We start from the raw sequence: 25,964 nt of genomic DNA on the forward strand, positions 1-25,964 counted from the left end.
CGGATATCGGAGAAGGCCGAAGTGGCAGGGTGGCGTCGAGGCAGCCATCCTGGCCGCCGCGGCGGGCCATGGTGTGGTGTTGGACGATCTGTTTGCGCTCGACGACGGCTCGGGGCGGACGAAGTCATCGGTATCCGCTCCGCACACGTGGCGCTCTGCGCGGATTCAGGCGGTAGCCCCGCGGTCGTCAGTCCGGCACTCTCGCCTCCCGGCGACGTACTGAACTACTTCCGACGGCCACCTCGAGTGCACCCCCGCGATGACTACTGGCCGCAGAACTCGCCGATTGCGCAGGAGGACAAGGGGCCGCATCGCCCCTGGCTGAAATGTCGTATTCGCTCGATAGGCTCTGTCCCCGATGACTACTAGAGCAGACGGCGACAGCCGTCCATTTCAGGTACACCTCGGCGGGATCATCGAGCTTCTCAGCGCGAGCATCTACACCGGGCCGCAGGTCTTCATCCGTGAGCTCCTGCAGAACGGGTGCGATGCGATCGCGGCTCGTCGCGACCACGAGCCCGGCCACGTCGGCACCATCCGGGTGCTGCCCGCAGACGAGGCCGGGGCCGTGTTCGCGGTCGAGGACGACGGCGTCGGACTGACCGCGGCCGAGGTGGGTGAGCTGCTCGCGACGGTGGGCCGCAGTTCCAAGCGCGACATCCTCGATCTGCCCCGCACCGACCGTCTCGGCCAGTTCGGGATCGGACTGCTCAGCTGCTTCATGGTGAGCGACGAGATCCGGGTCCGGTCCAGGTCGGCCACCGGTGCGCCCGCCGTCGAATGGGTCGGGCGCGCCGACGGCACGTTCACGGTGGCCGAGCTCGCCGACGAACTGCCGGTCGGAACCCGGGTCGAACTGTTCCCCCGCCCGGACTCCGCCGGACTCGTATCGCGCGTGGGGGCGCACGAGCTGGCCGACCGGTTCGGCCGGCACCTGCCGGTGCGGGTGACCGTGGCCGGCGAGACGGTGACCCGACCGGCGCCGTTCCTCGAGCGCACGACAGTCCCGTCGCCCGAGCTGCGCGAGCTCGGCCGGGAGATCGTCGGTGCCGAGCCCTTCGCCACGATTCCGCTGCATGTCCCGTCCACCGGCACGCGGGGCACCGCGTTCGTGCTGCCGTTCCAGCTCTCCCCCGGCCAGCGGCAGTCGAGCCGCGTCTACCTGGGCGGCATGCTGCTGTCCGAGCGCATGGACGACCTCCTGCCGGACTGGGCGTTCTTCGTGCGGTCCGTCGTGGACACCACCGGGCTGCACCCGACGGCCTCCCGCGAGTCCCTGATCGAGGACTCCGCGCTCGAGGAGACTCGCGCCGAACTGGGGGCCGCGGTTCGCCGCTGGGTCATCGGTCTGGCGGCGGAGTCGCCGCGCCGGCTGGCGGCGTTCCTGTCCGTGCACCACCTGGCGTTGCGGGCGCTCGTCCTCCACGACGACGAACTGGCCCGGTTCATCGTCCCTCACCTGCCGATCGAGACCACCGAGGGGCAGACGACCTTCGGCGAGGCCGCCCGCCGCGGCACGGTGCGGTACACCCGGACCGTCGACGAGTTCCGGCAGCTGGCCGGGATCGCCCGCCCCGGCGCTCCGATCGTCAACGGCGGCTACGTCTACGACGCGGAGATCGCGGCCCGGCTGCCGGAGTTCGTGCCCGATGCCGCAGTCGAGATCGTCACCGTGGCAGACGAAATCGACCACCTCGACGTGCCGCCGCTGTCCGAGCGGGCTGCGTCCCGCCGCCTGCAGGAGCGTGCCGACGCCGCCCTGGCGGACCTCGACTGCGCGACCGCGGTGCGGGCGTTCCAGCCGGAAACCGTCCCTGCCCTGTACGTCGCGGACGAGGCGGTGCTCCGGAACCTGCGGCGCGAGCAGGCCGGCGAGTCGGTCGGTGGATTCTGGGCCGATGTCCTCGGCCGGGTGGAGGATGCAGCTGCGGCCTCCGGTGCCGACGCCTCCGGTCGGCTGGCCCTGAACTGGCGAAATCGGTTGGTGCGTACACTCGCCGCCGTCGACGACGATGCGGTGCTGTCGCGGGCGGTGCGAATCCTCTACGTCCAGGCACTGCTCGCCGGGCACCGGCCGCTGCGGGCGGCCGATCGTTCGGCCCTGACCGACGCCATGACCGACATCGTGCACCTGTCCGTCGGTCTCGACGCGGGCGTCGTCACCGATCCCGGACCGCACTCCCCCTCCACCATCGACAAGGACGACCATGCCGACTGAGACCACCCTCGACGCACTGATCAGCGAGATCGACTCGACGTCCTACGGACCGGCGGAACGCGAACTCATCGAGCGGGCGATCACGCTCGCCGAGGAGAACGGCGACGAGGCCGCCGCCTACGCCGTGCGGATGCGACTGATCCAGTCCGCCTCCATCACGGGCGACACCGACGCCCTGCTCACCGCTTTCGCGTGGTGCGTCGGGCGAAACGCCGCCGACCCGGCCACCTTCCCCACCGAGGTCGACGACCACGACCTGCTGTGGTTCCACAAGTGGATCGCCGACGCGCTCGCCTCGAACCCGATGTTCCCGCGGGCGACGATCGCCGAGTCGATCGAACAGATGGAGACCGCGTACCGGCAGGCCGGCGTCGGCCTGTCCGGGGTGGTGCAGACCCGGTTCTGGCAGGCATTCGAGGCGGGCCGGATCGAGGAGGCCGCCCGTTACCTGGAGGAGCTGGGACGGACCCCGCGCGACGACTACAGCCACTGCGAGGCGTGCGTTCGTTCCGAGGAGGCCCAGTTCCGGCTCGCCACCGGGGACCTCGAGGCCGGACTGGCCGTCGTCCAGGAGATGCTGGACCAGGACATGGGGTGCGCCGACGAACCGGAGCGGGCGATTGCCCACACGCTGGTGCCGCTGCTCGAGGTCGGTCGTCTCGACGATGCCGAGCAGATGCACATGCGGGGCTACCGACTCGCGCGCCGCAACGTCGACAACATCGACATGATCGGGCAGCATCTGATCTTCCTCTCGGTCACCGGGAACGCCCAGCGCGCGCTGGAGATGCTCGAGCGGCACATCGGCTGGCTGGCGCACGACAACCTCAACGCGGTCGCGCACCTCGACGCCCTCACCGCCTTCGCGGTGACGTGCACGGCCGCAGACCGAGCCGGGATCGGCCACGAGCACGTCCGCGGGGCCGACGCGGAGCCACTGCGCCGGTTCTTCGGCGCGCACACCGGCCCCTGGACCGTCGCCGAACTGGCACAGGCGTCCTGGCGTGCCGCCGAGGAACTCGCGACCCGTTTCGACGAGCGCAACGGAACCGCGCGCCGCAGCGAGAAGGTCTCCGCCGCAAGGACTCTGGCTGGGCAACGCTGGGACCTGCCGATCGGCACGACACACGCTGTGCCGGCCCCTCCGGCCCCTCCGGCCTCGGCGGACCCGGCCGCGACGACGGCCTTCGTCGACGAGGTGACGGGGGCGGGCCCGCTGGACGAGCAGGTCGACACGATCCTGGGCGCCGAGGGCGGGGATGCGGCGCTCGCCTGGCTCGAGTCCGAACTGACTCCGTCGACCGCCCCCGGACGCCGAACGGTGCTGTTGCGGTTGCTGGCCCAGCTGCTGGCGGGCGGCGGCCGGTTCGAGGAGGCGCTGACCGCAGTCGATGCCGCACTCGACCTGTCCGTTGCCCACGCGGCCCGGTCCGTGACCGCTCCGCTGGCTGCCCTGAGCGCCCAGATCTGCGACGACCTGGGCCGGCTGGACGAGGCGGCCGGCCGACTGCGCCTGGCCGTGCGCGAGGCGGATCTGGCCGGTACCGAGTCCGTCGGCCACCGCTACCGGCTCGGCGTGACGCTCGTGCGGTCCGGACGCCCCGACGAGGCTGTCGACGAACTCACGACGGTGGCGGAGATCGAGAAAGCCAGGGACACCGAGCCCGCATCTCGTGCCCTGACCCTGCTGTGGCTCGGCTACGCGAGGCGCGATGCCGGCGAGCCGGGGGCAGCGGTTGCGGTGTGGGCCGAGGGCCGGGAGCTGGCCCGGGCGGGCGAGGACTACGCGGTGGCGGCACGGGTCGGCAAGGAACTCGGGCTTCTGATGATGCAGTTCGACGACGAGGACGCCGTCGAAGCCCTCGACGGCGCGGTCGAGGACGCCCGGAAACTCACCGATCAGCCGGACGCGCTCGCCGACCTCCTGCACGCACGTGGGCGGGCTCGGTGCCAGTTCGCCGATGAGGACGGGCTCGAGGACCTGCGGGCTGCGGCCGAGCACGCCGAGCCGTGGACCCGTGCGGACATCGAGGACTCGACGGCTCGGGCACTGTCCCAGCTGGGCCGGTTCGAGGAGGCGGTACGGACGGGGCTCGCCGCCTCAGACGCCTACGCCGCAGCCGAGGACGTCGTCGGCTCCGGCAGCGCACTGATCGTCGTCGCGCAGGCGTTGCTGTCGACCGACCGCCACGAGGAGGCCCTTGCGGTGCTTGCCGACGCCGCGCCGCGGGTGACCGAGGCACCGCGGCTCGCGGTCCGGGTCGCGCTGATGGAGGGCGACGCCCACGAGGCTCTCGGCCGGCACGACGCCGCAGCGGCCGCGCGGGCGCGGGTCGACGGCTGACGTGATCTCGCCGCTGCGGATCTGGATCACGCCCGTCAGATCCGCGGCGGTGAGCTGCCGGAGCACGCTCAGTCCCTACGCGTCATCGGCACACTGCCGCGACGGCGTCACACCAGGGCCTCGCGGTCGGGATCCGATCGCCTCTGCTGCCCCGGAAATCTCGGCCAACCGGAACCAATGGAATCTCCTCATTTCACACACTGCGAACGTTAGTGTGCGTAACGCCCCAACGCGGGGCCCGAACAGGAGATCCAGATGGCTGCGAGCAGGACATTTCTTCGCCGGATCGGTTGGGGTGCATCGGGTTTGATGGTGGTGGCCGCGGCGGTCGGCATGTCCGTCCCGGCCGCGTCGGCGGCCACGTCCCCCGACGGCCGGCTGGCCTTGGATGTCTTCCCGCCGCCCGGCGGATACGTCGTGGGTGTGAGGGTGGACATCACGGTGGAGGGGGTCGGCGGCTCGATGTTCCCCCTCCCCCAGTCGCGGGTGACCCTCAGCGACAACGGAACCTGCGTCTACTCCTTTTTGCCGGGCCAAGCCCCCTCGGGATTCAGCTACCTGTCGTGGGTACCGACCACGGCCGGTACCCACACGATCAGTGTCACCCAGTACGGCACAACGGTGTCGGAGGCCGTCACGGTCAACCCAGCCCCCGACGGCGCCCCGGTGCCGACTCCGGAGACCCCGGGATGCTCGGGCGGCGGCAGCATCGATACCGGCAGCCTCGGATTCTGATCGACCGGTTCGAACAGAAGCAGCGCATGAGCGTGCTTCCGCCCTCTTGATCACGAACCTCCCCGAGATACATATCGATGTCGCGGGTCGGCTAGAGGGCGTTGAACGCGGTGCGCAGGGCGGCGGCATAGGCGCGGGGGTGGGTGGTGTTGCCGTTGTGGCCGCCGGGGAATTCGTGCAGTTCGCCGCCGACCAGGTCGGCCAGCGCGAAGGCGCACTTGTTGTCGAAGACGGTGCGCGGGGTCGTGCGCCCAACGGCCGCAACGATTCGGGTCGGGGTGTCGGCGAGCGCGGTGACGTCGAGGGTGTCGCCGATGACAGCGGTGAAGTCGTGCTCGACGAAGAAGTCGAAGTTGCGCGTCCGCTGGGGTGTCATGGGCTGCGGGGTGAGGCCGGGCTCGGCGTCGGGGTTGGCGGGGTCGATGCCGAGCACCTCGGCGACCACCTTGAAGGTGGCGGCCAGTCCGTCGCGGCGGTGGACCCGCTGAATGTGCGCCAGTTCCTGCTCGTGGTGGGCGCGCCGGTCGGGGGGCAGTAGCCGCGGCGTGACGGGCTCGTGGGCGATGAGCGTGCTGATCTGCCCGGGGTGGTCGACAGCCACGTGGAACCCGATGGAGGCGCCCAGGCTGCAGCCGAGCATGAGCACCGGCTCATCGCTCAGGTGGGACAACAGGCGGTGCACGTCATCGGCGTGTTCGGCCAGGCTCACCCCTTGCGCGGGGTCGTCCAGCGTGCTGCGGGACAGGCCGCGGCGGTCGTAGGTCACCACGGTGTGATCGGCGACGAGGTGGTCGACCAGGTCTTTGCTGCGCCCGGCGTCTCCCTCGCCACTCTGGGAGATCAACAACATCGGGCCGGTGCCGCGCACCTCGTAGTAGAGCGTGGCGCCGGCAGCCCGGAGCATGCCGGTCGTCAGGCCCGGGGCCGTGGTGGTGTTCATCGAAGGTCCTCTCGATTGGGGCGACTCGGCCCGTTCGAGAACCACCGTAAAGCATCAGTTTTGATGAATCAATATTGATACATCAGAACTGATGTAGATTGTGGGCATGGATGGAGTCGAACTGTTCCTGCTGGGAAGGACCTTGATGAAGATCGGCGAGGAGGCCCTGCCCACCGACGGCATCGGTCCGCACTCCACCAGCGTTCGGTCCGTGCTGATCGTGGTCAGCGACGTGCGCGCACATCCCGGTAGTGCGGTCGGAGAAATCGCACAACGCACCGGCCTTCCCCAGAGCGCGGTCTCGGCAGCGGTCGCCCGGCTGCGCGACGCGGGCGCCGTCGTCACCGCGCCCGACCCCCGCGACCGACGACGCCTCCTCATCGACGCCGCACCCCAGCCGTCCGAGAGGGTGGAGGAGGTCAGGTCGAGCCCCATCGACGCGGCCGTCGCGACCGCCATCGACACCGACGACCCGCAACGGGTCGCCGAGGTCGTCAGCCTCCTCGAAGAGCTTGCGCGGCACCTGACCCCGCAAGCGATCACCCGCCTGCGGGGCTAGACACTTCCAAGGACCAGCAAATCGGGTCGAGCCGTCCCCTTCCGTGACGTTCGCGCGCGTGATGTTCTGGATGGGCGTCACCGACCCCGGCCTCAGGGCCGGATCGGATCATCCACGTGTCAGGGAAGGCGCCATGACCACGATCCATCTCCACCAGACGACCACCGCGACGCCTGAGCAGGTCCTTGCAGGCCTCACCGACTTCGGGCCGGGTCGCGAGGAAATCTTCGGCAGAAGCGCAGACAGTTACCTCAAGGTGCATCAGGAAGGACCTCATGACGCCGATGTCACGGAGGGCTCGAGCGGTATCTGGGAACGACTCCACTACGACTGGACCGACCCCCATCGTGTCGTGATGACGACGACCGACTCCAACTTGTGGGGTGGTGCCTCGGGCCACACCTACACCCTCACGCAGGAGCCCACGGGTGTGACCGACGTGGACGTCGTCGTGGTCCGCGACGGTAAGAACCTCAAGGGGCGGCTGCTCGCGAGCGTGCTCGGGATCGTTGGCTCCCGCGTCCTGGGTAAGGGGCTCAGGAAGTCCGTCGAGGCCATCGAAGCTCGCAACGGCGGCGAGCGCGGAACGGCCACGCAGACGCCAAAAGGGTGAACTGGTCAGAGAAGTCGCCGGTCGACCGGGCGGCCGACCCCTATGGGGCGACGTGCGTCAGGGGACGACCACTTCAGTCGAAACCGGAATGCTCGGGCGGTCGGTCCGCATGGTGAGCTGAACCCGTCCCGGGCCCACCCGAGCTGGCAAGGATTGGCCGCGTCTGCGGCGCCGGCTACGCCCGGCACCGCAACGAACATGGCAGCGCCAACGAGTCCGGTAACTGCGGCCGTCCTGGGGTTCAGTGTCGCGCGGTGTAGCGGTGAATGTGGATCGCCCAGGCGACAAGGTCCCGCCGTAGCGGTTCCACGTCGCTGGGACCCGGTATCTGGGCGGCAAGGATAGGCTCCAACGCGCTCCGCAGCGATTCGATGTCGTCGTTGTTGAGCGCCCACCACAACTGTTTGCTGGTCGTTTCCGCGATTCGGTGTGGGATCACGCTGGTCCACTCTGCTTCGAGTCTGGCCACCGTCTCCTGGTCAATGCTGCCGTACCCGGCGTCCTCACCGAGTACGTCGCGGCCGATGGCGGACAGCGTCGTAGCCAGACCGTCGACCGAACTGAGCCAGCCGAAGAGGTCTACGGTCACCACAGCCACCATGCGTCCTCCCCTCGTGGATCCACGGGCGCAACATGAATCGGGTCCACTGTCCTCATACCAGCCCCTGCACGCACTCGCATTCAGTACCGAACAACGAACGTGATGCCGCCGACCGCTCATGCAGCATTGAGACCAGTCCGGCCGCAAACTGGTCGGGCTCTCGAATGAGCACCATGTCTCCCGGCAGGAAGAAGCGGCCGAACCTCATCTGGCTGACGCTGGGAATCTCGAGTTCCAAGTAGAAGCAGCGCTGTGTCCGGATTCGCTGAAAGGTGAACTTGACGATTCCGCCGTGTAGCCATTCGAGCGCTATGGGTCTGAGGTTGCTTCTGATGGCGGATCTGCGCGACAGGGCGCCCAGCGTTGCATCGAATGCCTCACCGAGCCCTGAGTTTTCGGGCGGCGGGGTGACGTGCAGCTTCCAGTACCTGCCTCGTCCGTCCATATACGAGTGGTAAAAACTCCTGTTCATCGAGCGGTATATCGACGTCAGCTGGTCCTGGGCACCGTCTGCTCGGTATACCGAGAATTCTCCGAATACGTTCGCGTACTTCCGCCAATCGAAATTCGGCGGAGCTTCGAGCATGGATCCCGAACCCGAGAAGAAAGCGGTAACCAGATATCTCGACCACGTAGCCCCGGCTTCGGGGACGTATACGTAGACAGGGCCCAAGTTCACTGGCGCCGCGAGTCGCACGACACGAACGGCGCTACAGGGGCGCATGGCGATATCCACGACGCCAAACCGGATCATTATGTTTCCGGCCTCGGGAACGAATGTTCCGTCGTCGTCGACGCAGTGTCGGCCCACCGTGATCCGGATCGGCTCGCCGCCGACTTCTGTCGAATACCCTCCGATGGGAATTCGGCTTCCCTGCAGGATTGCCGGGACGTCGATGCCGCGCTCCCCGGCGGGTACTGGGTCGAGGTATCCATTTCCGTGACCACTGCGCTCGTGCGCCGGATGGGTCCGTTCGCGATGTCTCGTCACGTTACGTACTCCTGAGGACTCCATCCGGAGACGAAGAGAGGGACTCTACACCGCCTCCTTCTCCGACGAGACGATTCATGCCGGCGTCAGTAATCGGGCGGCTACTTGCAGGTGCGGATCACCACTTGTTGCAGGCGCGGATCACCACCCGGCCGCCGTTCTTGGTCACATCGTTCGGGTGCGGGGCCAGGCAGAGGCCGGTCCATTGGTTGCTGAACGTGTATTTTCCGTCCTTTGTCGGATTGACCGACCACATCTGGTTGCCTGAGTCCCAACGACTCTCGCAGCCCCACCACATGAGCTGGGTGTTCGCGCCGGGCGGGGTTCCGTTGTTGTACGGAGTGGTGAGGCAATAGCCGTTGTCGTTGCGGATGGTGAAATAGCCGTTGCTCGCCTTGACCGCGTTCCACTTCTGCCCGGCCTTGCCGTCGCAGGTCTTTTGCACGACGAGCCCGCCGTTCGGGATCGTGCCGCCGAGGGCGAGGCATTTGCCGCTCAGCTCGTTCTTGTAGGGAGCTCTGGAACCGGCCGACCAGATGCCGTAGGCGTTGTTGGCCGGGGTCTTGCCGCAGATGTCCCTCTGCTCCGTGTCGGTCATCGGACGGCTCTCATACTGCCAGGCGAACGACCGGCTGGTATCCGGTACGAAAATGGTTACTCCCCTGGCGCTTTCGTGCCTGTTGCCGTCGTAATCGGCGTCAATGTCGATGACCGCCTCGATCAGAGGCTCACGCACCGTGATCCAGGCGACGCTCCCGAGCGGGACCACGGCGGTGTGGGTGTGGGTGTCGCTGGTGCTCCAGGTCCAGCTCCAACCGAGCTTGGGTCCAATCGACCCCTCCCAGTCGCCGAACTTCTTCTTCGCGCCCAGGTCGAGGCCGAAGGAGAAGCTGGTGGAGGAGGACTTGGTCCCGGACACGGCCACGCTGCCACTGGTAGTGCAGCCGTAGGCCATTGGGCTGTTGCTCCCGCCGAGCTTGTTGGGAATGGTGGCCTTGCCCCAGACCTGCTTGCTGGTCTTGTAGGTGAGATGGCACTCGGGGTCTTCGTAGATCATGTCGCCGGCCTGCTTGAGCATGGGCGCGGCGCAATCCTTGGCAACCTGTTCGGGCGACGCTCCTGCAGCGAGCGCAGCGGGGGCCGCGTTGAGATAGCTCGCTATCAAGAAGAGCAGGACGGCTGCCGCTCGAAGGCTGAATTTCATTCGGCGAGCCTAGGGATCACGGATGAAGCGCGCGGGAACGCCGCATGTATGTTCCGCGAGAAATGCGGGGCGGCTCAATCGATTTGGTTGATAGTTGAACTTCTGCCGTGGCGTCATTTGCGGTGGCAACCTTGGGTGAGGACAGAGGGTACGTACCGAAATTGCGATGACGCGGGCCTGATGTCCGGAACTGGCGTAGGTGCTCTCACGCCAAGGGAGGTGTGGCTGGCCCCCACCCCAAATGGGTGGCGAACCCCAGTGACCGGACCGTTGCGGGTGCTGAATGGTGATCGGGTGTAGACAGCGTCACGCCACCCGAGCGCACACTCGAACGAGCTGAAGGAGCCTTCTTGCACCGCTACGCCGCCCCGCCGCGACCCGCGGGAGTCTCCGGTCGCGTCCTCGCCCTGCTCGTCGCGCTCGCCGCGGCGCTCGTCGCCGCCTTCGTCGTCGCCCCGCGCACCCTGGCGGCGATCGGGCCCGGCGAGGGGTTCTCCGACCAGAGCAGCCTCCTCGACGCCGTCCGAGAGACGTTCGTTGCGTATTGGAGCACCGGCGACCGGGACTTCTCGCCCGGTATGGAGGGGGTTGTCGACTACTGGGTCCGCTACCACGTGGCCAAGGGTGCGATCGCTGCGATCCTGCTGGTCGCGCTCGTTGTGCTCGGTGTTCTCCTCTGGAAGTCGTTCGCGAATTCAGGCGGCACCGGGGCGGTGAGGCGTGCCGCGCTCGCGGCGGGCGGCGTTCTGGTCACGATGCTCGCCCTGTTCTCGTTGGTGGTGGTGATGGCCAACGTCCAGGGTGCCGTGGCGCCCTTCTCCTCGCTGATGTCGATGTTGCCGGTCGGCGAAACCGACGGAGAGCTCGCCGATACTCTCGGCCAGGTCAGGCAGCAACTGGCCGACCCCCCGAGTGCGGGTGGTGACCGGATCCCGCCTGCCCTCGATGTGATGATCAGCGACTTTTCTCGATATCACGCGGTGATGGCCGTGATCGCCGCGATGGTGGCCGCCGTCCTCGTCGGCCTGAGCGTGGTGTTGTGGAAGTGGTTTGCGAGCACGGAGTCATCCGCCAGGGAAACGAGGCGCATGTTGGGGTCGTGCGCTGTCCTCTCGGCGGTGGTGTCGCTGGGCATGATCGTTGTCGGCTTGGCGAACACGACCACCGCGGCAGATCCGACGCCGGCACTTTTGGCGTTCTTCGATGGCGGATTCGTCTGAGCGCCAGCCAATTACCGGGCCACTAAGATCCCGGCGAGCGCAGATTCCAGATCGCGCCTGCTCGGCAGACTCTCCAGATCCTGCACGGGTATTCGACCAAACGCGCACCTTTGGTCGAATCAGGTGTGGGCCTGGCCATCCGATAGCGTTTCTCTTGGTACGTATGGAGGGCCGCGTCGTTCTCGCGAGCGCCCGAGCGGGATCTGTCTGTGTGGGGGTGGGTAGCAATGCAAGCCGGTCAGCTCCGCAGTCGCGCAACTGAGGCCGTAAGCCCTGCACCGAACGGACATTCGCGACGTCGAGCGGTCCGGTCGGCGGGATCTGTTCTCGGAGGCGGTCGTTACCGTCTACTCCGGCGTTGGGGTGTCACCGCCGATTTCGAGTTCTGGCATGCGATGGATCGGGTCCTGGATCGCGAAGTCGCGCTGACCATCATCGATGGTGTCAGTACGCAACTCGGCCGCTCGTCCGTCAACGAGGTCTTTGCGCGAACGGTGGTGCTGGGTCAGGTCAGGACTGCCGCTGTCGCTTCCGTTCTCGACATGGTCGACGGGGCTTCGTTCAGCGCGGTGGTCGCAGAGTGGATACCCAGTGTGTCAGTGGACGAGGCGTCCGCCGGCTCGACGTCGGTCCTGGGTGTGGCCCGCGCGGTCGTCGAGCTTGCCGACGCCATGCGCAGTTTCCACGAGTCCGGGGCGGTACTGGCGATCGGAGACGCCGGGCGCGTGCGGGTTAGCCTGGATGGCATCGCGTACGTCGCCTTTCCCGGAACGCCCGCGTCCAGCGAGCGCGACGGTGACGTTCGGGGCTTCTGCCGCGTGGTCCAGACGTTGGCCGCGGGAGTCCAGAGTCCCGACGCCTTGGGCCTCATGACGAGGCGCGACGGCCCGGAGGTGACCGCGGGCGCCATTACCGACACGCTGCGGGGGATTGTCGATCAGCCACTCCCCCCGGAGGCTCCGGTTCCCGAACCGATCTCCGATGCAGAGCCCGCGACGCAGGATGACCCGACGCGACCGGGCGCTCTGGCCGCATTTGCCGGCATCGCAGCGGTCGCCGTGGCGATGCTCGGCGCGATCGGGTGGCTCATCGGGACGGCCATCGCCGATCCGCCCACCTTCGAGGCCGTCGCCTCGGCCGATGAAACGAACGGAGTTGGCGCGCCGCCACCGCCGCCTCCACTGATCCCCGTCGCTCCGGGCGGAGCGGCCGTGTACTCGCCCCAGCAATACCCGGACAACGCGCTCGCGGGCGGCCTGGCCATCGACGGGAACCTGGAGACGGCCTGGTCGACGGACACGTACATGCAACAGTTCCCGCAATTCAAGAACGGTGTCGGGCTGACGGTGGCGCTGCCCGTGGACACCGCGCTGAGGGGGGTGTGGATCGCATCGCCCTCCGCGGGAGCCCGCGTCGAGATACGAACCCTCCCCCCGGTCGGCGGAGCTCTCGAAGAGACCGCGGTGCTGGGAGCAGCGACCCTGCAATCGGGAGTGACGCCCATTGCCCTTGTCGCCTCGGCGCCGTACTCCGGGTTGACCGTCTGGATCTCAGCTCAGGCGGGCAGTGAGGGAGGCTTCCGGACCGAACTGTCGGAGGTCGGGTTCCTGAGCTGAGGGCGCGGACGTCCCGGGTTCATCGAGTTCGGCCAGGGCCTGCGGCAACGGGCCCTGGTGCAGCACCCCGAGACGTTGGGTCGCCCGGGTGAGGGCGACGTAGAGCTCGGCCGCGCCGCGCGGGCCGTCGGCGAGGATCCGTTCCGGCTCCACGACCAGGACGGAGTCGAATTCCAGCCCCTTCGTCTCCGACGCCGCCACCGTGCCCGGCATGTCCGCCGGCCCGATCACGATGCTGGTGCCTTCGCGCCCGGCTTCGTCCCGAACGAATTCTTCGATGGCAGAAGCCAGTTCGCCCGTCGAGACCCGCCTGGACCAGGGCTGGACGCCGCAGGCTCGGACGGATTCCGGGGCCTCGACTCCGGGAGCGAACTCCGCGAGCAGCGCGGCGGCGACGGTCATGATCTCTGCCGGGGTGCGGTAGTTCACTGTCAGCGACCGGTAGACCCAGCGGCCGGGCACGTACGGCTCGAACATCGTGTCCCACGAGGTCGCGCCAGCCGCCGACCGGCGCTGGGCGAGATCGCCCACCACCGTGAAGGATCGGTCCGGGCAGCGCCGCATCAGCACCCGCCAGTCCATCTCAGACAGCTCCTGGGCCTCGTCGACCACGACGTGCCGGTACGTCCAGTCTCGGTCCGCCGCAGCGCGTTCGGCGAGCTCCCTGGTGTCTCGTTCGACGAATCGATCGGCAAGGTCCTCGGCGTAGAGCAAATCCGTCGCGAACAGATGGTCGTCGTCGTCCATGTGGTCTGCACGGCCGACCATGAGGTCGAGCACGCCGGCGGCGTACGCCGCCTCGGCCTCGGCCTCAGCCTTCCGTTCCCGCGCGGCGGCCTGCTCGGCGCGCGGGTCCGGGCCGAGCAGGTCGACCAGTTCGTCGAGCAGCGGCACGTCCGATACCGTCCAGGCATCGCCCTCGGCGCGAAGCAGTGTCTGGCCAGCGCCCGCCGCGCGCAGCCGTTCGGGTGACGTGTACAGCTGTGCCAGTAGTGTTTCCGGCGTCAGGATCGGCCAGAGTTCGTCGAGCGCGGCGGTGAACGCGTCGTTGTCGGCGAGTTCGGCGACCAGGTCGGCCCGCAGCTCCTCCCACGCCTGCTCGTCCTTCCTGGTCAGCCAGCCCCGGCCGATCCGGCCTATCGCCCGTTCGGTGAGTACGTAGGCCACGATGTCAGCGAACACCGCGCGGGCCTCGTTGTGCGGCAGCCCACTCGCGCGCGCCTCCTCCCTGGCCCACTCCGCGGTCTCGGCGTCGATCCGCACCGTGACGTCCGACAGATCGACCGGCAGCGGATCCCCTGGCAGTCGCTGCCGATCGGCGATCGCGGCGGCGAGGATGTCCAGGATCTTCAGCGAACCCTTGAGCCGGGCGGCCTCCGGGGCGTCCTCGGCGGTGACGCGCAGACCGGGCACGAGATCGCCGGTGGTCATGAACACCACGTCGGACTCGCCAAGCGACGGGAGAACGCGGCCGATATGGTTCAGGAAGGCCGGGTTCGGCCCGACCACGAGCACGCCGTGGCGTTCCATCCGCTCCCGCTGGGTGTAGAGCAGGTAAGCGACGCGGTGTAGCGCCACCACGGTCTTCCCGGTGCCGGGGCCGCCCTCGATCACCAGCACCCCGGGGTGGTCGAGCCGGATGATCCGGTCCTGCTCGGCCTGGATCGTCGCCACGATGTCGCGCATCCCCTCACCGCGCGGCGCGTTGACCGCCGCGAGCAGGGCGGAGTCTCCTCTGTCATCGTCGGCGGCACCATCCGGGCGGCCGAGCACCTCGTCGGTGAAATCGACGACCTCACGCCCACGAGCATGGAACTGGCGGCGCCGGCGCATGCCCTCCGGACTGGCGGCGGTGGCGACGTAGAACGCGCGCGACGCGGGTGCCCGCCAATCGAGCAGCAGCGGTTCGAACTCGTTCTCCTCGTCGAAGATGCCGACCCGGCCGATGTACGAACGTTCGCCCGACAGGGCGTCCAATCGGCCGAAACACAGCCCGTTGTCGGCGACCTCCAGCCGATTCACCTCCCTCGCCAGCGCGCGCACCTCGGCATCGCGGTCGACGAGTGTCCCGCCGTTCTCGGCGTCGATCGGGCCACGGAGCGCCGCGCTGTGCCGACCCTTCACCCGCGCGCGCTCGGCGTCGAGCCGCGCGTAGAGCTCGGCCACGTGGCTCCGTTCGGCGCGCAACTCGTCCTCGTATCCCTGAGTTGACATGTGCCCCCCATTTCCGCAGTTCCTGGCTTCGGCCAGCGATTCTGCGGCACCACCCGGGTCTTGCCGCAAGCCCCCCGGTGCGCTATACATTGAAAGTGGAAAGGGGTACGGACTCCTTTCCATTCTTCGTCCGGACGGACAAATCCCCTCGAGAAGTGGCCTCGCGGTGTGCGCGGCACGAGCAGTTTCGTGCTGTAACGGAACGTGCTTTGCCGCCGACAGTTCTGTTGTATTGCAAACAAACAGGGAGGGAAGCGCATGGGTTCGGCGACTGATGCTTTGGAATGGATCCGCGAGGGATACCTGGCCGGTGATCCGCTGCGATCGGCGCTCTTCGTCGGCGCGTCGTTCATCACGATGCCGCTGCAGCTGATCGCGACGATGCTGGGCCGGCCCTTCTGACCCGCGTCAGCACCAGATCTCGAAGCCGCCCCTCCCATCGCGGAAGGGGCGGTTTTTTGACCCCGGCTTTGGCACACGCCGGCACCGCCTCGGATCAGGCGCGCGGGTCACGCCCGAGGTAGCGAAGCAGCTCGGCGACGGTGGTATCGCCCGACTCGTCCTCGAGCACCGCGGCGTATGCGCCCCACTGGCGCAGCGGTTCGACGATCTCCGCCTCGATGCCACTGCCGGGCGCCGGATGCGCGGTGCGTGCCGCGGTCAGGAGGTATCCGGCGAGTTCATCGGTCAGCGGCGACGGCTGGCCGGTCGCGATCGCGATATCCCAGGCGTGCACGGCGGCGTCCAGCGCGGCCATGACGGCGGCGACCGGGGTCGCGAGCGCGCCGTGCGGAAGTGGGGTCGGAACGGAATCGGTGTCGTCGGCGACGGTCGCCCACGCGGCGCCGGTCTGTTCGATCGCCTCGCGCACCAGTGCCGCTGCCGAGCCGTCGATGGCACCGGAGGGGTCGAAGGGGTTGTAGGCGGGTCCGGCCCCGACGCCGAGGGCCTGGGCGAAGGCGAGCTGGTCGCCCGCGGCGTGCTGGATCACCTGCGTGACATTCCATTCCGAGCACGGGGTCGGCAGCTGCCACTGCTGGTCGCCGACTCCTGCGACGACGCCTTCCAGCGCCGAGTAGGAGGTCGAGAGCACGTCGCGCCACACGGGGCGCAGGGTCGCGGTCGCGTCGGCGTTGGTGATGTGGTTCATGGCGGACCTTTCGTCGTACTTCCTGGGCGTGACCTGAGCCTATGAGGCCATTAGGCTGGATTCGTTCCTAATAATTTCGGAGGTGAATGTGGCGCCCACCACAACGCGTGTCCTGCGCCTGCTCTCACTGCTGCAGGACCGCGCGCACACCGGCAGGGAGCTGGCCGAACGGCTCGACATCACCGACCGCACCCTCCGCAACGACATCCAGCGACTGCGCGAACTCGGCTACCCGGTTCACGCCGAACGCGGCGCCATCGGCGGCTACCGGCTCGGCCGCGGTTCGACGATGCCGCCGCTCCTGCTCGATGACGACGAGGCGGTGGCGGTCGCCGTCGCGATCGACCTCGCGGCGGACGGCTCCACCGGCATCGCGGACATCACCGAGAGCGTCGCGCGGGCCCTGGCGAAGCTCGAACAGATCCTGCCGAAGCGGTTGCAGCGTCAGGTGACAGCACTACGGAATGCCACCGCACTCGGGCCGGCGACCACCGGTTCGCGGGAGCCGGACGCCCCGGTGCCTGCCGCGGTGCTCACCGCCCTTGCGGGGGCGATCCGCGACACGACCGCGGTGTCCATCGAGATCGAGAGCGACACCGTAGAAGTCGAGCCGTACCGCCTGATCAACTGGCAGCGTCGCTGGTACCTGGTCGCCTACGACATCGGAACCCATTCCTGGCGAGCGATTCCCGTCGCACAGGTGCGCCAGGCAGCCGCGGGCAGCCGCCGGTTCGGGCCCCGCGCACTGCCCGACGAGGACCTGGTCGCGTTCGTCATGCGCCACATCGCGAGCACCGGCTGGAAGGTGCACGCCCGCGTCACCGTGCTCGCGCCCGCCGAAACGGTGATCGCCCGCATCAATCCGGCCGTCGGCGTGGTGGAGGCCGTCGACGCGGACACCTGCGTCCTGCTGACCGGCGCGGACGCCCTCGAGACCATCGCCGTCTACCTCAGCATGCTGATGATGGACTTTCGCGTCGACGGACCGCCGGAGCTGGTCGCGCATCTGCGCACGCTGGCCCGGCGGTATGCCGCCTCGGTGGAATCGGCACCGTAGCGGGAACCGGTTCAGCGACCCGAGCTGGGTTCGCCGAACCAGGACGAGAGCGCTTCCCGCAGCGCGGGCCCGGCGGCATCGGCGGGCTCGTCGATGGTGGCCGCCCAGGCGATGTGGGCGTCCGGTCGGATCAGCAAGGCGTCGGCCGGTCGATCGTCGGTCTCTTCGGTGTGGATGTCGATGCGGTGCTCCCAGTCCCGCGCGACCTCGCGGAGGTCGGGGCGGTCGGCGAGGTCGAGGAGGACGGGCCGACCGGGGTGCATGAGTTCGGCGACGCTGGTGATGCCCCGGTCAGTGTGCAGGGTGAGGTTCGGTGCGAAGGTGCCGGCCATGGCTTGGTGATCGGAGCCCGGCATCGGGTAACGAATGTCGGTGTGGCCGACGAGGGATCCCATGCGGCGCAGCGCCGGCTCGTCGGCGACCAGTTCCTGGAAGACCTGCCGAAGCGCGTCGGCGGCTGCGTCGTGCCCGCGCCGCAGCGCCACCTGGGCTCGGGTCTGGAGCCGCGCACGCCCGCCGGCGTAATGGCGCTCGTCCTGATAGGTGTCCAGCAGTCCGGCCGGTGCCCAGCCATGGATATCGGCCCCCAGCTTCCATGCGAGGTTGACCGTGTCGAGCATGCCGACGTTGAGCGCGGTGCCGGTGGCGGGAAACAGATGGGCCGCATCGCCTGCCAGCAGGATGCGCCCGGCGCGGTACCGCTCGGCCTGCCGATCCTTGAATGTATAGCGCGACAGCCGAATCGGGTCTCCCAAGGGGAGATCCGCGCCGAGCACGCGTCGGGCACTGTCGCCGAGCTCGGTCAGGGTCAGCGGTTCGTCATCGTCGTATTCGGTGGTTTCGCCTTCGGTGGTCTGGAGCGACAGAACGCCGGAGCCGGCCGCGAAGGCGAACACGCCGCGGTCGGTTCGGGTGAACCCGGCCTGGATCCTGCCCAGCCCGGGCACATCGATATCGCCGTTGCCCTGCACGGTCACCGAATCGTGCAGGGCGACCTGAGCGAACCTGTTGACCTCTGGATAGGTGGTGCCGGGGAACGGGATACCGGCCATGTCCCGGATCCGGCTGTGTCCGCCGTCGCAGCCGACCAGGTATCGGGCGGTCACCCGGAACGGCCCGTCCGGCCCGCGCACGTCCGCGGTCACCGTGGCGGCGTCCTGGCTCACGCCGACCACCTCGTGCCCGCGGCGGATGTTCGCGTCGAGTTCGCGGGCGTGCTCGTCGAGCAGTCGCTCGATCTCCATCTGTGGGATCGGCAGCGCCCGCATCGGCGGATCCACCATGTCGGTGAAATCCAAATACATACCGCCGAAGGGGAATCGGGGTGCAATATCGGGGTCGCTGCTGGCTGCTTCGAACCGTTCCAGCAGACCTCGGTAGCGCAGCAGGTCCAGGATCCGCCCGCCGATGCCGCTGGCCTTCGGGATGTCGCGAATCTGCGGCTGTCGCTCCAGCACCAGAGTTCGCACCCCGGCCAGGCGCAGCTCACCCGCCAGCATCAGGCCGGACGGGCCTGCGCCCACGATGATCACGTCGGTGTCCGTCACTGGCATTTTGTTGACTCCCGTTTCCTCAGTTCTGACTCAGGCCAGCGATTCTGCGGCATCACCCGGGTCTTGCGGCAAGCCCCCCGGTGCGCTATATCTTGAAAAAGGGAAAAGCCGTGAGTGATCGCTTCTTCCTCGTTGGGGCAAAATGGGCCGGTGTTCCGTTTTGCTCTTCCCAGACGCTCCGGTGGTGCTCATGCGCCCTACGAACCGCGAGACCTGTTGCGCGCCTACGAGCATCATGCGACACGGGAGGTTCGGCCGAGCTCCGGCGAGCTGCTGATCGTGATCCCGCTCGGCGATGAGGACACCCTGGAGATCACCGTCGTCGATCCCACGGCGGACTGGATCGAGTCGCGAATCCGCGGCCTCTGCGCCTCGCTGGCCGAGATCGACCGGCGAGCCCAACGTGTCCTGCGAGGAGGGTTCCGCATCGGCTGGATCGAACTCGATTCAGCGCATCATGGCATCGTGGACTATTGGGCCACCGGGGTGAACAGTGAATATGCCATCGAGATCTCGTGGACCGGAGAAGCCTGGGAGGAATCGCCTGCCGCCCGCTGACCTGGCACCCGATCGTGTAGCCGACCCGGGCTCTACAAGGCCGGAGAGTCCTTATCTCGGCCGCGGGCCGAGGTCACGTTCCCTGGCAGCCCAGGCCGTGGGACTCAGGCCGAACTGTCGGCGGAACCAGCGCGAGAAGGCGCTCAGATCCGAGAATCCGAGTTCGCCTGCGATGTCGGTGAGGTTCCTATCACCGCGCGTGATGTACCGGCGCGCGAGGTCTCCGCGTACCGAATCGACTACGGACGAGTAGGTTTCGCCCGCCTGGGACAGGTGTCGATGCAGGGTCCGCCTGTCCATTCCGAGACTGCGCGCAATACGGGCCGCGGTGCAGCTTCCGCCGGGGAGGAGGGCTTCGATGATGTCGCGCACCCGTCCGACGACGGAGGCATCCTCCGGTGGCGCGAGCAGATCCAGGTACTGCCGTGCATAGGGCTGGAACATCGGGTCAGACAGCGGGTTGACGGAGTCCAGATCGCTCGAATAGAGCACGAAGCCGTTGAAGTCTTGCTCGAACGCGATGTCCGTCCCGAACGCGCGGTGATGGACGTCGAGTGTGGGCGGTGCGTCGTGGACGAAGCACGTGGACAGTGGTCGCCAGTCCTCCGGAAGGAAGGCGCTGAGGATCCGGGCCAACGATGCGATGACCAGTTCGATGGACTGGCGACCGAGTGTCATCCCTGGCGCGGGCTCGATCCGAAGGGATGCAAGCCCGTTCAACTCGACGAGCCGAATCCGAATCGCCTCGTTGTGTACCCGCATGTGGCGCAGGATGAGCGCGATCGCACTCCGGACGTCGGGCTCTTCCCTGGCGGCCAAACCCACAGCTCCGAGAATCGACACGCCCCTTCCGTCCGCCATCCTGACTGCGAAGGCCGGGCAGGCCGTTGCCAGTGCGGTGCGCTCCAACAGCTCGTCAACGCGCTCCGCGGGAAGCCACGTGTTCGGCTGGGCCAAGGCCGTCGGATCGATGCCGACGGCACGCATGAACGGATCAGGGTCCGAGCCGAGGGACTGCGTCAACTCGACGTACCCGGTCAGAGCCGAACTCCGCACCTTCAGCGCCGTCATCGATTTCCCCTGTCCCAAACTGCCAAAGAATGTGTCCCAATGGGTCAAGTGATGTCGACCCAATCCGTATAGCGTGACCTGAGTCACCCGCACTTGTCGAATCCGTCCACACGGTCGCTTCTCGCGGGCAGACCCCTGGTTCAGGACCGCAGCGAGCTCTCCGAACCGGCCATATCCGAGACGCGTCGCCCCAACGCGATCTTTCAAGAACAGGAGCACGCATGGAACTGGAGCCCCAGGAGTCCGCGCGGTCCCGAGAGGTTCCCGGCGCAGGCAACCGCTCGACGATCTATCCGTGGGTGGTCTTCGCCCTGATCCTCGGCCTCATGATGTCGGACTACATGTCCCGCCAGGTTCTCAGCTCGGTCTTCCCGGTACTGAAGGCCGAGTGGCACCTGTCGGACTCGCAACTCGCGGGTCTGACCAGTGTCGTTGCCCTGACCGTCGGTGTGTTGGCGTTGCCGATTTCGCTGCTGGCCGACCGTTGGGGTCGCGTCAGGAGCGTGGTGGTCATGGCCGGCATGTGGAGCGCTGCCACGATCCTGTGCGCCGCGGCGGGAAACTACGCGCAGTTGTTCGGCGCACGATTCCTGATCGGGTTCGGTGAGGCCGCCTACGCGAGCGTGGGCATGGCCGTGATTCTGGGAGTCTTCTCCCCACGACTGCATGCCTCGCTCAGTGGCTCCGTCATCGGCGCAGGGTTTCTCGGCTCGGTCGTGGGTGTCGCGCTCGGCGGGATCCTCGCGGATCGGCTCGGCTGGCGAGGGGCGTTCCTGATCATGGCGGCCTTCGGTCTGTGCCTGGTCATCCTGTTCCGGATCCTCGTCAACGAGCAGCGACTGGCGCGTCATGCCGCTGATCAGCAGATTCCCGGGACACGTGCTCCAGGGAATGGACGCGCCCCCATCTCGAGTCTGTTCACCAACGCGTCTCTGACCTGTGCATATGTCGGTGCGGGAATGCAGTTCTTCGTCGCGGGTGTGCTGCTCGCCTGGCTTCCCAGCTACTTCAACCGCTACCACGACATGGCGGCCGCGGATGCCGGATTGGCGGCCTCGGTCTTCGTGCTCTTGATCGGTGCGGGAACGGTCCTCTGTGGTATCGCTGCCGACCGGATCGGGCGACGGCGACCCGAACGCAGGTGGAGTGCCGCGATCGCGTACGGCGCCATCTCGATGGTGTGCCTGATGATCGGCTTCCAACTCGACAACGGGCCGGCGCAGCTGACGTTGATCGGAATCGGGGCATTCTTCTGCTCCGGATTCACCGGTGCCACAACGGCGGTCGTCGCCAGCCTGAGCCACCCGTCGATCCAGGCCTCGGCCTTCGGCGTGGGCACCCTCGCGAACAACGTCTTCGGACTGGCGCTCGGCCCGCTCGTCGTCGGGATGATGTCCGATCGACTGGGTCTGCTCGGCGCGTTGCAGTGGGTTCCGCTCGCCTCCGTCCTGTCGATCGTGGTCTTGGTCCTCGGCGTGAGGCTCTACCCCGCCGGTCTCCGCAAGCTTGCTTCGGTGGCGCTGAAGACCTCCGGCGAGACATTGGAAGCCCCTGCAGACGCGCTCGTGTCCCCGGCCTAGATCACCACGCTCATCGGAGCCTGTCGTCGCCAGGGGCGTCGAGACGGCTCGTCTATCCACCCACTGAAGGAGAGCAGAAAGTTGCAGCAGCTACTCGACAAGGTTGCCGTCGTCACCGGGGCAGCACAGGGCCTCGGCAGGTCGATTGCCCTGGCCCTGGCGCAGGAAGGCGCAGATCTGGTGCTCTGCGACGTGCAGGAGGACAGGCTGAACGAGGTCTCCGCGGAGATCGAGGCCCTCGGCCGCAAGAGTCTGCCCATCCGGTGCGACGTCTCCTCGCGGGAGGAGGTCTCGGCGATGTTCGCCCGCGCAGGCGAGCAGTTCGGGACCGTCCACATCCTCGTCAACAACGCCGCCCGCGTGCCGAACTCCCCGGCCGACGAGGTGCGTCGCAACAAGCACTACGCCTACATCACCACGCCGATGGAACGCCAGTCCCTCGGCATTACCAGCAGCCTCACCGACGACGACTGGCTCAAGTGGTGGGGCGTCAACGTGCACGGCGTCTTCTATTGCATCCGTGAAGCATTGAAGTTCATGGAGCCCCAGGGCTACGGGCGCATCATCAACATCGCATCGATCGCCGGTACCTCCGCGGCCAGCACCCACAGTCCCGGCTACTCCGCCAGCAAGGCCGCTGTGGTGAGCCTGACCAAGACTGTTGCGCTCGACGTCGCAGGCGCAGGCATCTACGTCAACGCCATCGCCTGCGGAGGCGTCTTGACGCCTCCCTTCCAGGAGTACCTCGACGGGGCCACCGAGGAGCAGAAGCGCAGCCTCTACCAGATCGTTCCCGTTGGCCGACTCGGTACTCCCGAGGAGTACGCCTCCCTCGCCGTCTACCTCGCCGGCGAAACCCACTACCTCGTCGGCCAGGTCATCAGCCCCAATGGTGGCACCGTCATCTGACCGCCGCCGCCCCGCGGTTCCATCGAAAACCACATCCCACCAACTCTTTCCAGAGTCACCGACAGGAGCAACACATGCACTTCCACGACGACGCCCTCTTCCCGGAGAACCAGGAGAAGCTGGTCATCACGGCTGCGCCGTACGGGCCCGAGTGGGAGCCCAACGACTTCCGTGAGGACCTTCCGCTGACCATGGACGAGCACGTCCAGCAGGCCGTCGACTGCTACGAGGCCGGCGCGTCGGTGCTGCACATCCACGTCCGTGAGCTCGACGGTAAGGGCAGCAAGCGTCTCTCGAAGTTCAACGAGCTCCTCGGTCGGCTGCGCGAGGCCGTCCCGGAGATGGTCCTGCAGGTCGGCGGCTCGATCTCGTTCGCTCCGGAAGGTGAGGGCGCCGAGGCCAAGTGGCTCTCCGATGACACCCGGCACATGCTCGCCGAGCTCGACCCCAAGCCGGACCAGGTCACGATCGCGATCAACACCAGCCAGATGAACATCGCAGAGCTGTTGACCGCGGACGATATCGCGGGCACATCCCTGGCGCGTCCGGAGCTGCAGGAGACGTACCGGGAGATGACGATCCCGGCCGGCCCGGGTTGGGTCGAGGAGCATCTGCGCCGCCTACAGGCCGCCGGTATCCAGCCCCTGTTCGCGCTGACCGGCATCACCGGCCTCGAGAGCGTCGAGCGGCTCATCCGTCGCGGGGTCTACACCGGCCCGCTGAATGTGACCTGGACCGGCATCGGTGGCGGCATGGAGGGCCCGAACCCGTACAACATCATGAACTTCATCCAGCGTGTCCCGGACGGAGCGGCCCTTACCCTGGAGTCCCTCATGCGGAGCGTGCTGCCTGTCAACACGATGGCGATCGCGATGGGCCTGCACACCCGCTGCGGCAACGAGGACACCATCTGGGGCCGCAAGGGCGAGAAGATGACCTCGGTTCAGCAGATCCAACAGTTGGTCCGCATCGCCGGTGAACTCGGACGCGAGGTCGCCACCGGCAAGGACGCCCGCGACATCTACAAGATCGGCACCACCTATGCGGACGCCGACGAGACCCTCGCCAAGCTCGGCTACGCGCCGAACCGCCGCCCGGGCCAGGTCGGGTTCACCCACCACGCCTGATCAGCGACAGCGCCTCGCCGAATTCTGCCCCCATCTAGGAGTGTTACGTGATCAACGGCCTGACCATGGATGACTATCCGCTCTCGCTGACCGCGGTGGTCGAGCGAGCCGAGCGATTCCACAGCGGAAAGGATGTCGTCTCACGCCGCCCCGACGGCAGCATCGCCCGGACCACTCTCGGGGCGTGTGCCCGGCGGGCGCGCCGGCTCGCCACCGCGCTGGCCGAACTCGGCGTCGGCGACGGCGACCGGGTCGCCACGCTGCTGTGGAACCAGGCCGAGCACCTCGAGCTGTACTTCGCGGTCCCGGCGATGGGGGCGGTCGTGCACACGCTGAACCCGCGCCTGCACTCCGACGAGCTCGCGTTCATCGTCGGCGACGCACAGGACCGGGTGATCGTGGTCGACGAATCGCTGCTCGATGCGTTCGAAGGCTTCCGCGATGCTCACCGTTTCGAGCACGTCATCGTCGTCGCGCACGGCGAGTCGGCGCCGGAGGGGATGCTCGACTACGAGGCGCTGATCGACGGGGCCGAGTCGATGGAGTGGCCGGTTCTCGACGAACGACGCGCCGGCGCAATGTGTTACACGTCCGGCACCACGGGGCGCCCGAAGGGCGTGGTGTACTCGCACCGGGCGCTGGTGCTCCATTCGCTGACCGCGGCACTGCCCGACGCGTTGGGGGTGTCGACGCAGGACACCCTGCTTCCGGTCGTGCCCATGTTCCACGCCAACGCCTGGGGTCTCCCGTACGCGGCCGCGCTGCTCGGCGCGCGGCTGGTCCTGCCCGGGTCGAAGTTGGACCCGGTCAGCGTGCTCGACCTGATCGCGGACGAGAAGGTCACCATGACCGCGGGGGTGCCGACGGTGTGGATGGCGATGCTCGACGCTCTCGACGCGCAGCCGCAGCGCTGGGACCTACGTCACCTCGACCGGCTGATCGTCGGAGGGGCGGCGGTGCCGCGCAGCCTGCTCGAGGGATACGACCGCCACGGTCTGACGGTGGTCCAGGCCTGGGGAATGACAGAGACCGCACCGCTGGGCACCGTCAGCCGGCTCCCCGCGGACCTTGACGAGAGCGAGAAAGACGACCAGTACGCGTTCCGAGCCAGGCAGGGTGTCGCGATGCCGTTCGTCGACATCCGAGCCCGCAGCGAGGACGACGGGTTCATCGAGTGGGATGACCGTGCCATGGGTGAGCTCGAGGTGCGCGGGCCGTGGGTGACGGCCGGCTACCACAACGGCAAGGGCGCAGACAGTTTCACCGATGATGGCTGGTTCCGCACGGGCGACATCGTCCGCATCGACCATCGCGGCTGCATCCGGATCTGCGACCGCTCCAAGGACCTGGTCAAATCCGGGGGCGAGTGGATCTCGTCGGTCGATCTCGAGAACCATCTCATGGCGCACCCGTCGGTGGCGGAGGCCGCGGTGATCGCGGTGCCCGACCCGCGTTGGGGCGAGCGTCCCCTTGCGGTGCTCGTGCTCAGGGACGGTATGACGGCGGATCCGGCGCTGCTGCGCGAGCATCTGTCGACCGAGTTTGCGCGATGGCAGCTCCCCGAACGGTTCGAGTTCGTCTCGACCATTCCGAGAACGGCCACCGGCAAGTTCAAGAAGCTCACTCTGCGCGAGCAGTTTGTCACGGCCGACGGACTCTGACGGTGTCTGCGGCCGGTGGTCGACTGACCGCCGGCCGCCGGGT

Annotated in this window: 22 protein-coding genes; 14 read left to right on the forward strand and 8 right to left on the reverse strand. The window is 67.7% G+C overall.

Annotation, left to right across the window (positions count from 1 at the left end; translation table 11 throughout):
• Window positions 1-358: 358 nt before the first annotated feature.
• The 3 genes from JOE46_RS18635 (at window position 359) to JOE46_RS18645 (ending at window position 5,297) form a co-directional block, all read left to right on the forward strand.
• On the forward strand, window positions 359-2,218 hold the full coding sequence (locus JOE46_RS18635) for an HSP90 family protein (protein ID WP_209928082.1): 1,860 nt from the start codon (window positions 359-361) through the stop codon (window positions 2,216-2,218).
• Window positions 2,208-4,562, forward strand: a complete 2,355-nt coding sequence (locus JOE46_RS18640; RefSeq protein ID WP_209928083.1) for a hypothetical protein — start codon at window positions 2,208-2,210, stop codon at window positions 4,560-4,562. Before JOE46_RS18635 ends, JOE46_RS18640 begins: the two co-directional genes overlap by 11 nt.
• Window positions 4,563-4,817: 255 nt before the next feature.
• Entirely contained in the window at window positions 4,818-5,297 is a 480-nt protein-coding gene (locus tag JOE46_RS18645) for a hypothetical protein (protein ID WP_209928084.1), read from the forward strand.
• Window positions 5,298-5,388: 91 nt separating this feature from the next.
• On the opposite strand, the gene JOE46_RS18650 is transcribed toward JOE46_RS18645, so the two are convergent.
• Window positions 5,389-6,237 (reverse strand): alpha/beta fold hydrolase, encoded by an 849-nt coding sequence (locus JOE46_RS18650; protein ID WP_209928086.1) that lies wholly within the window; start codon window positions 6,235-6,237, stop codon window positions 5,389-5,391.
• Window positions 6,238-6,343: 106 nt separating this feature from the next.
• On the opposite strand from JOE46_RS18650, the gene JOE46_RS18655 reads away from it, so the two are divergent.
• Both JOE46_RS18655 and JOE46_RS18660 read left to right on the forward strand, forming a co-directional pair.
• Window positions 6,344-6,796, forward strand: coding sequence for a MarR family winged helix-turn-helix transcriptional regulator (locus JOE46_RS18655; protein WP_097210882.1), 453 nt, complete (start codon window positions 6,344-6,346; stop codon window positions 6,794-6,796).
• Window positions 6,797-6,929: 133 nt separating this feature from the next.
• The gene (locus JOE46_RS18660; RefSeq protein WP_209928088.1) at window positions 6,930-7,409 is read left to right on the forward strand and encodes a hypothetical protein; all 480 of its coding nucleotides are present in this window, start codon (window positions 6,930-6,932) and stop codon (window positions 7,407-7,409) included.
• Between the two features lie 241 nt (window positions 7,410-7,650).
• Here JOE46_RS18660 and JOE46_RS18665 read toward each other — a convergent pair whose 3' ends face one another.
• From JOE46_RS18665 to JOE46_RS18675, 3 genes are all read right to left on the reverse strand, one after another.
• The gene (locus JOE46_RS18665; protein WP_209929271.1) at window positions 7,651-8,010 is read right to left on the reverse strand and encodes a hypothetical protein; all 360 of its coding nucleotides are present in this window, start codon (window positions 8,008-8,010) and stop codon (window positions 7,651-7,653) included.
• 52 nt (window positions 8,011-8,062) lie between these two features.
• A complete protein-coding gene (locus JOE46_RS18670; protein ID WP_245221105.1) occupies window positions 8,063-9,001 on the reverse strand; it encodes a hypothetical protein in 939 nt (312 codons plus the stop codon).
• A 118-nt stretch (window positions 9,002-9,119) separates the two neighbouring features.
• The gene (locus JOE46_RS18675; RefSeq protein ID WP_209928089.1) at window positions 9,120-10,205 is read right to left on the reverse strand and encodes an RICIN domain-containing protein; all 1,086 of its coding nucleotides are present in this window, start codon (window positions 10,203-10,205) and stop codon (window positions 9,120-9,122) included.
• A gap of 350 nt (window positions 10,206-10,555) precedes the next feature.
• On the opposite strand from JOE46_RS18675, the gene JOE46_RS18680 reads away from it, so the two are divergent.
• Window positions 10,556-11,425 carry a hypothetical protein gene (locus JOE46_RS18680; RefSeq protein WP_209928090.1) on the forward strand — a complete coding sequence of 290 codons (870 nt, stop codon included), beginning with the start codon at window positions 10,556-10,558 and terminating at the stop codon, window positions 11,423-11,425.
• Between the two features lie 395 nt (window positions 11,426-11,820).
• Entirely contained in the window at window positions 11,821-13,041 is a 1,221-nt protein-coding gene (locus JOE46_RS18685) for a hypothetical protein (protein WP_209928091.1), read from the forward strand.
• On the opposite strand, the gene helR is transcribed toward JOE46_RS18685, so the two are convergent.
• Complete coding sequence (gene helR, locus JOE46_RS18690) at window positions 12,976-15,255, reverse strand: RNA polymerase recycling motor ATPase HelR (protein WP_209928092.1); 2,280 nt, start codon at window positions 15,253-15,255, stop codon at window positions 12,976-12,978. The two genes, JOE46_RS18685 and helR, sit on opposite strands and share 66 nt — an antisense overlap.
• A gap of 258 nt (window positions 15,256-15,513) precedes the next feature.
• On the opposite strand from helR, the gene JOE46_RS18695 reads away from it, so the two are divergent.
• Window positions 15,514-15,657, forward strand: coding sequence for a hypothetical protein (locus JOE46_RS18695; RefSeq protein ID WP_179800479.1), 144 nt, complete (start codon window positions 15,514-15,516; stop codon window positions 15,655-15,657).
• A 94-nt stretch (window positions 15,658-15,751) separates the two neighbouring features.
• Here JOE46_RS18695 and JOE46_RS18700 read toward each other — a convergent pair whose 3' ends face one another.
• Window positions 15,752-16,405 (reverse strand): TIGR03086 family metal-binding protein, encoded by a 654-nt coding sequence (locus tag JOE46_RS18700; RefSeq protein ID WP_097210887.1) that lies wholly within the window; start codon window positions 16,403-16,405, stop codon window positions 15,752-15,754.
• A gap of 88 nt (window positions 16,406-16,493) precedes the next feature.
• On the opposite strand from JOE46_RS18700, the gene JOE46_RS18705 reads away from it, so the two are divergent.
• The gene (locus JOE46_RS18705) at window positions 16,494-17,462 is read left to right on the forward strand and encodes a YafY family protein (protein ID WP_209928093.1); all 969 of its coding nucleotides are present in this window, start codon (window positions 16,494-16,496) and stop codon (window positions 17,460-17,462) included.
• 11 nt (window positions 17,463-17,473) lie between these two features.
• On the opposite strand, the gene JOE46_RS18710 is transcribed toward JOE46_RS18705, so the two are convergent.
• Window positions 17,474-19,015 (reverse strand): FAD-dependent monooxygenase, encoded by a 1,542-nt coding sequence (locus JOE46_RS18710; protein WP_245221106.1) that lies wholly within the window; start codon window positions 19,013-19,015, stop codon window positions 17,474-17,476.
• 114 nt (window positions 19,016-19,129) lie between these two features.
• Here JOE46_RS18710 and JOE46_RS18715 point away from each other — a divergent pair, with 114 nt between their 5' ends.
• On the forward strand, window positions 19,130-19,573 hold the full coding sequence (locus JOE46_RS18715; RefSeq protein WP_307861306.1) for a hypothetical protein: 444 nt from the start codon (window positions 19,130-19,132) through the stop codon (window positions 19,571-19,573).
• Window positions 19,574-19,624: 51 nt separating this feature from the next.
• Here JOE46_RS18715 and JOE46_RS18720 read toward each other — a convergent pair whose 3' ends face one another.
• Complete coding sequence (locus JOE46_RS18720) at window positions 19,625-20,644, reverse strand: AraC family transcriptional regulator (RefSeq protein WP_209928094.1); 1,020 nt, start codon at window positions 20,642-20,644, stop codon at window positions 19,625-19,627.
• Window positions 20,645-20,865: 221 nt separating this feature from the next.
• On the opposite strand from JOE46_RS18720, the gene JOE46_RS18725 reads away from it, so the two are divergent.
• The 4 genes from JOE46_RS18725 to JOE46_RS18740 all read left to right on the forward strand — a co-directional run bounded on the left by JOE46_RS18725 (window position 20,866) and on the right by JOE46_RS18740 (window position 25,921).
• A complete protein-coding gene (locus JOE46_RS18725; RefSeq protein ID WP_209928096.1) occupies window positions 20,866-22,224 on the forward strand; it encodes an MFS transporter in 1,359 nt (452 codons plus the stop codon).
• Window positions 22,225-22,305: 81 nt separating this feature from the next.
• Window positions 22,306-23,133 carry an SDR family NAD(P)-dependent oxidoreductase gene (locus JOE46_RS18730; protein ID WP_209928097.1) on the forward strand — a complete coding sequence of 276 codons (828 nt, stop codon included), beginning with the start codon at window positions 22,306-22,308 and terminating at the stop codon, window positions 23,131-23,133.
• Between the two features lie 74 nt (window positions 23,134-23,207).
• Entirely contained in the window at window positions 23,208-24,260 is a 1,053-nt protein-coding gene (locus JOE46_RS18735) for a 3-keto-5-aminohexanoate cleavage protein (RefSeq protein WP_097210893.1), read from the forward strand.
• A 47-nt stretch (window positions 24,261-24,307) separates the two neighbouring features.
• Window positions 24,308-25,921, forward strand: a complete 1,614-nt coding sequence (locus JOE46_RS18740) for a long-chain fatty acid--CoA ligase (protein ID WP_257017216.1) — start codon at window positions 24,308-24,310, stop codon at window positions 25,919-25,921.
• The last annotated feature ends 43 nt before the right edge of the window (window positions 25,922-25,964 follow it).

This window comes from Rhodococcus sp. PvR099 (assembly GCF_017833315.1).
GTDB classification, from domain to species: Bacteria; Actinomycetota; Actinomycetes; order Mycobacteriales; family Mycobacteriaceae; genus Rhodococcus_G; species Rhodococcus_G oryzae.

Excerpts from the sequence above, each read along its gene's own strand:
- JOE46_RS18655 (WP_097210882.1), top strand. The coding sequence starts at position 6,344 with ATGGATGGAGTCGAACTGTTCCTGCTGGGAAGGACCTTGATGAAGATC.
- JOE46_RS18675 (WP_209928089.1), bottom strand. The coding sequence starts at position 10,205 with ATGAAATTCAGCCTTCGAGCGGCAGCCGTCCTGCTCTTCTTGATAGCG.
- JOE46_RS18685 (WP_209928091.1), top strand. The coding sequence starts at position 11,821 with ATGGATCGGGTCCTGGATCGCGAAGTCGCGCTGACCATCATCGATGGT.
- JOE46_RS18695 (WP_179800479.1), top strand. The coding sequence starts at position 15,514 with ATGGGTTCGGCGACTGATGCTTTGGAATGGATCCGCGAGGGATACCTG.
- JOE46_RS18710 (WP_245221106.1), bottom strand. The coding sequence starts at position 19,015 with ATGCCAGTGACGGACACCGACGTGATCATCGTGGGCGCAGGCCCGTCC.
- JOE46_RS18640 (WP_209928083.1), top strand. The coding sequence starts at position 2,208 with ATGCCGACTGAGACCACCCTCGACGCACTGATCAGCGAGATCGACTCG.
- JOE46_RS18665 (WP_209929271.1), bottom strand. The coding sequence starts at position 8,010 with ATGGTGGCTGTGGTGACCGTAGACCTCTTCGGCTGGCTCAGTTCGGTC.
- JOE46_RS18700 (WP_097210887.1), bottom strand. The coding sequence starts at position 16,405 with ATGAACCACATCACCAACGCCGACGCGACCGCGACCCTGCGCCCCGTG.
- JOE46_RS18660 (WP_209928088.1), top strand. The coding sequence starts at position 6,930 with ATGACCACGATCCATCTCCACCAGACGACCACCGCGACGCCTGAGCAG.
- JOE46_RS18635 (WP_209928082.1), top strand. The coding sequence starts at position 359 with ATGACTACTAGAGCAGACGGCGACAGCCGTCCATTTCAGGTACACCTC.
- JOE46_RS18645 (WP_209928084.1), top strand. The coding sequence starts at position 4,818 with ATGGCTGCGAGCAGGACATTTCTTCGCCGGATCGGTTGGGGTGCATCG.
- JOE46_RS18725 (WP_209928096.1), top strand. The coding sequence starts at position 20,866 with ATGGAACTGGAGCCCCAGGAGTCCGCGCGGTCCCGAGAGGTTCCCGGC.
- JOE46_RS18735 (WP_097210893.1), top strand. The coding sequence starts at position 23,208 with ATGCACTTCCACGACGACGCCCTCTTCCCGGAGAACCAGGAGAAGCTG.
- JOE46_RS18650 (WP_209928086.1), bottom strand. The coding sequence starts at position 6,237 with ATGAACACCACCACGGCCCCGGGCCTGACGACCGGCATGCTCCGGGCT.
- JOE46_RS18720 (WP_209928094.1), bottom strand. The coding sequence starts at position 20,644 with ATGACGGCGCTGAAGGTGCGGAGTTCGGCTCTGACCGGGTACGTCGAG.
- helR (WP_209928092.1), bottom strand. The coding sequence starts at position 15,255 with ATGTCAACTCAGGGATACGAGGACGAGTTGCGCGCCGAACGGAGCCAC.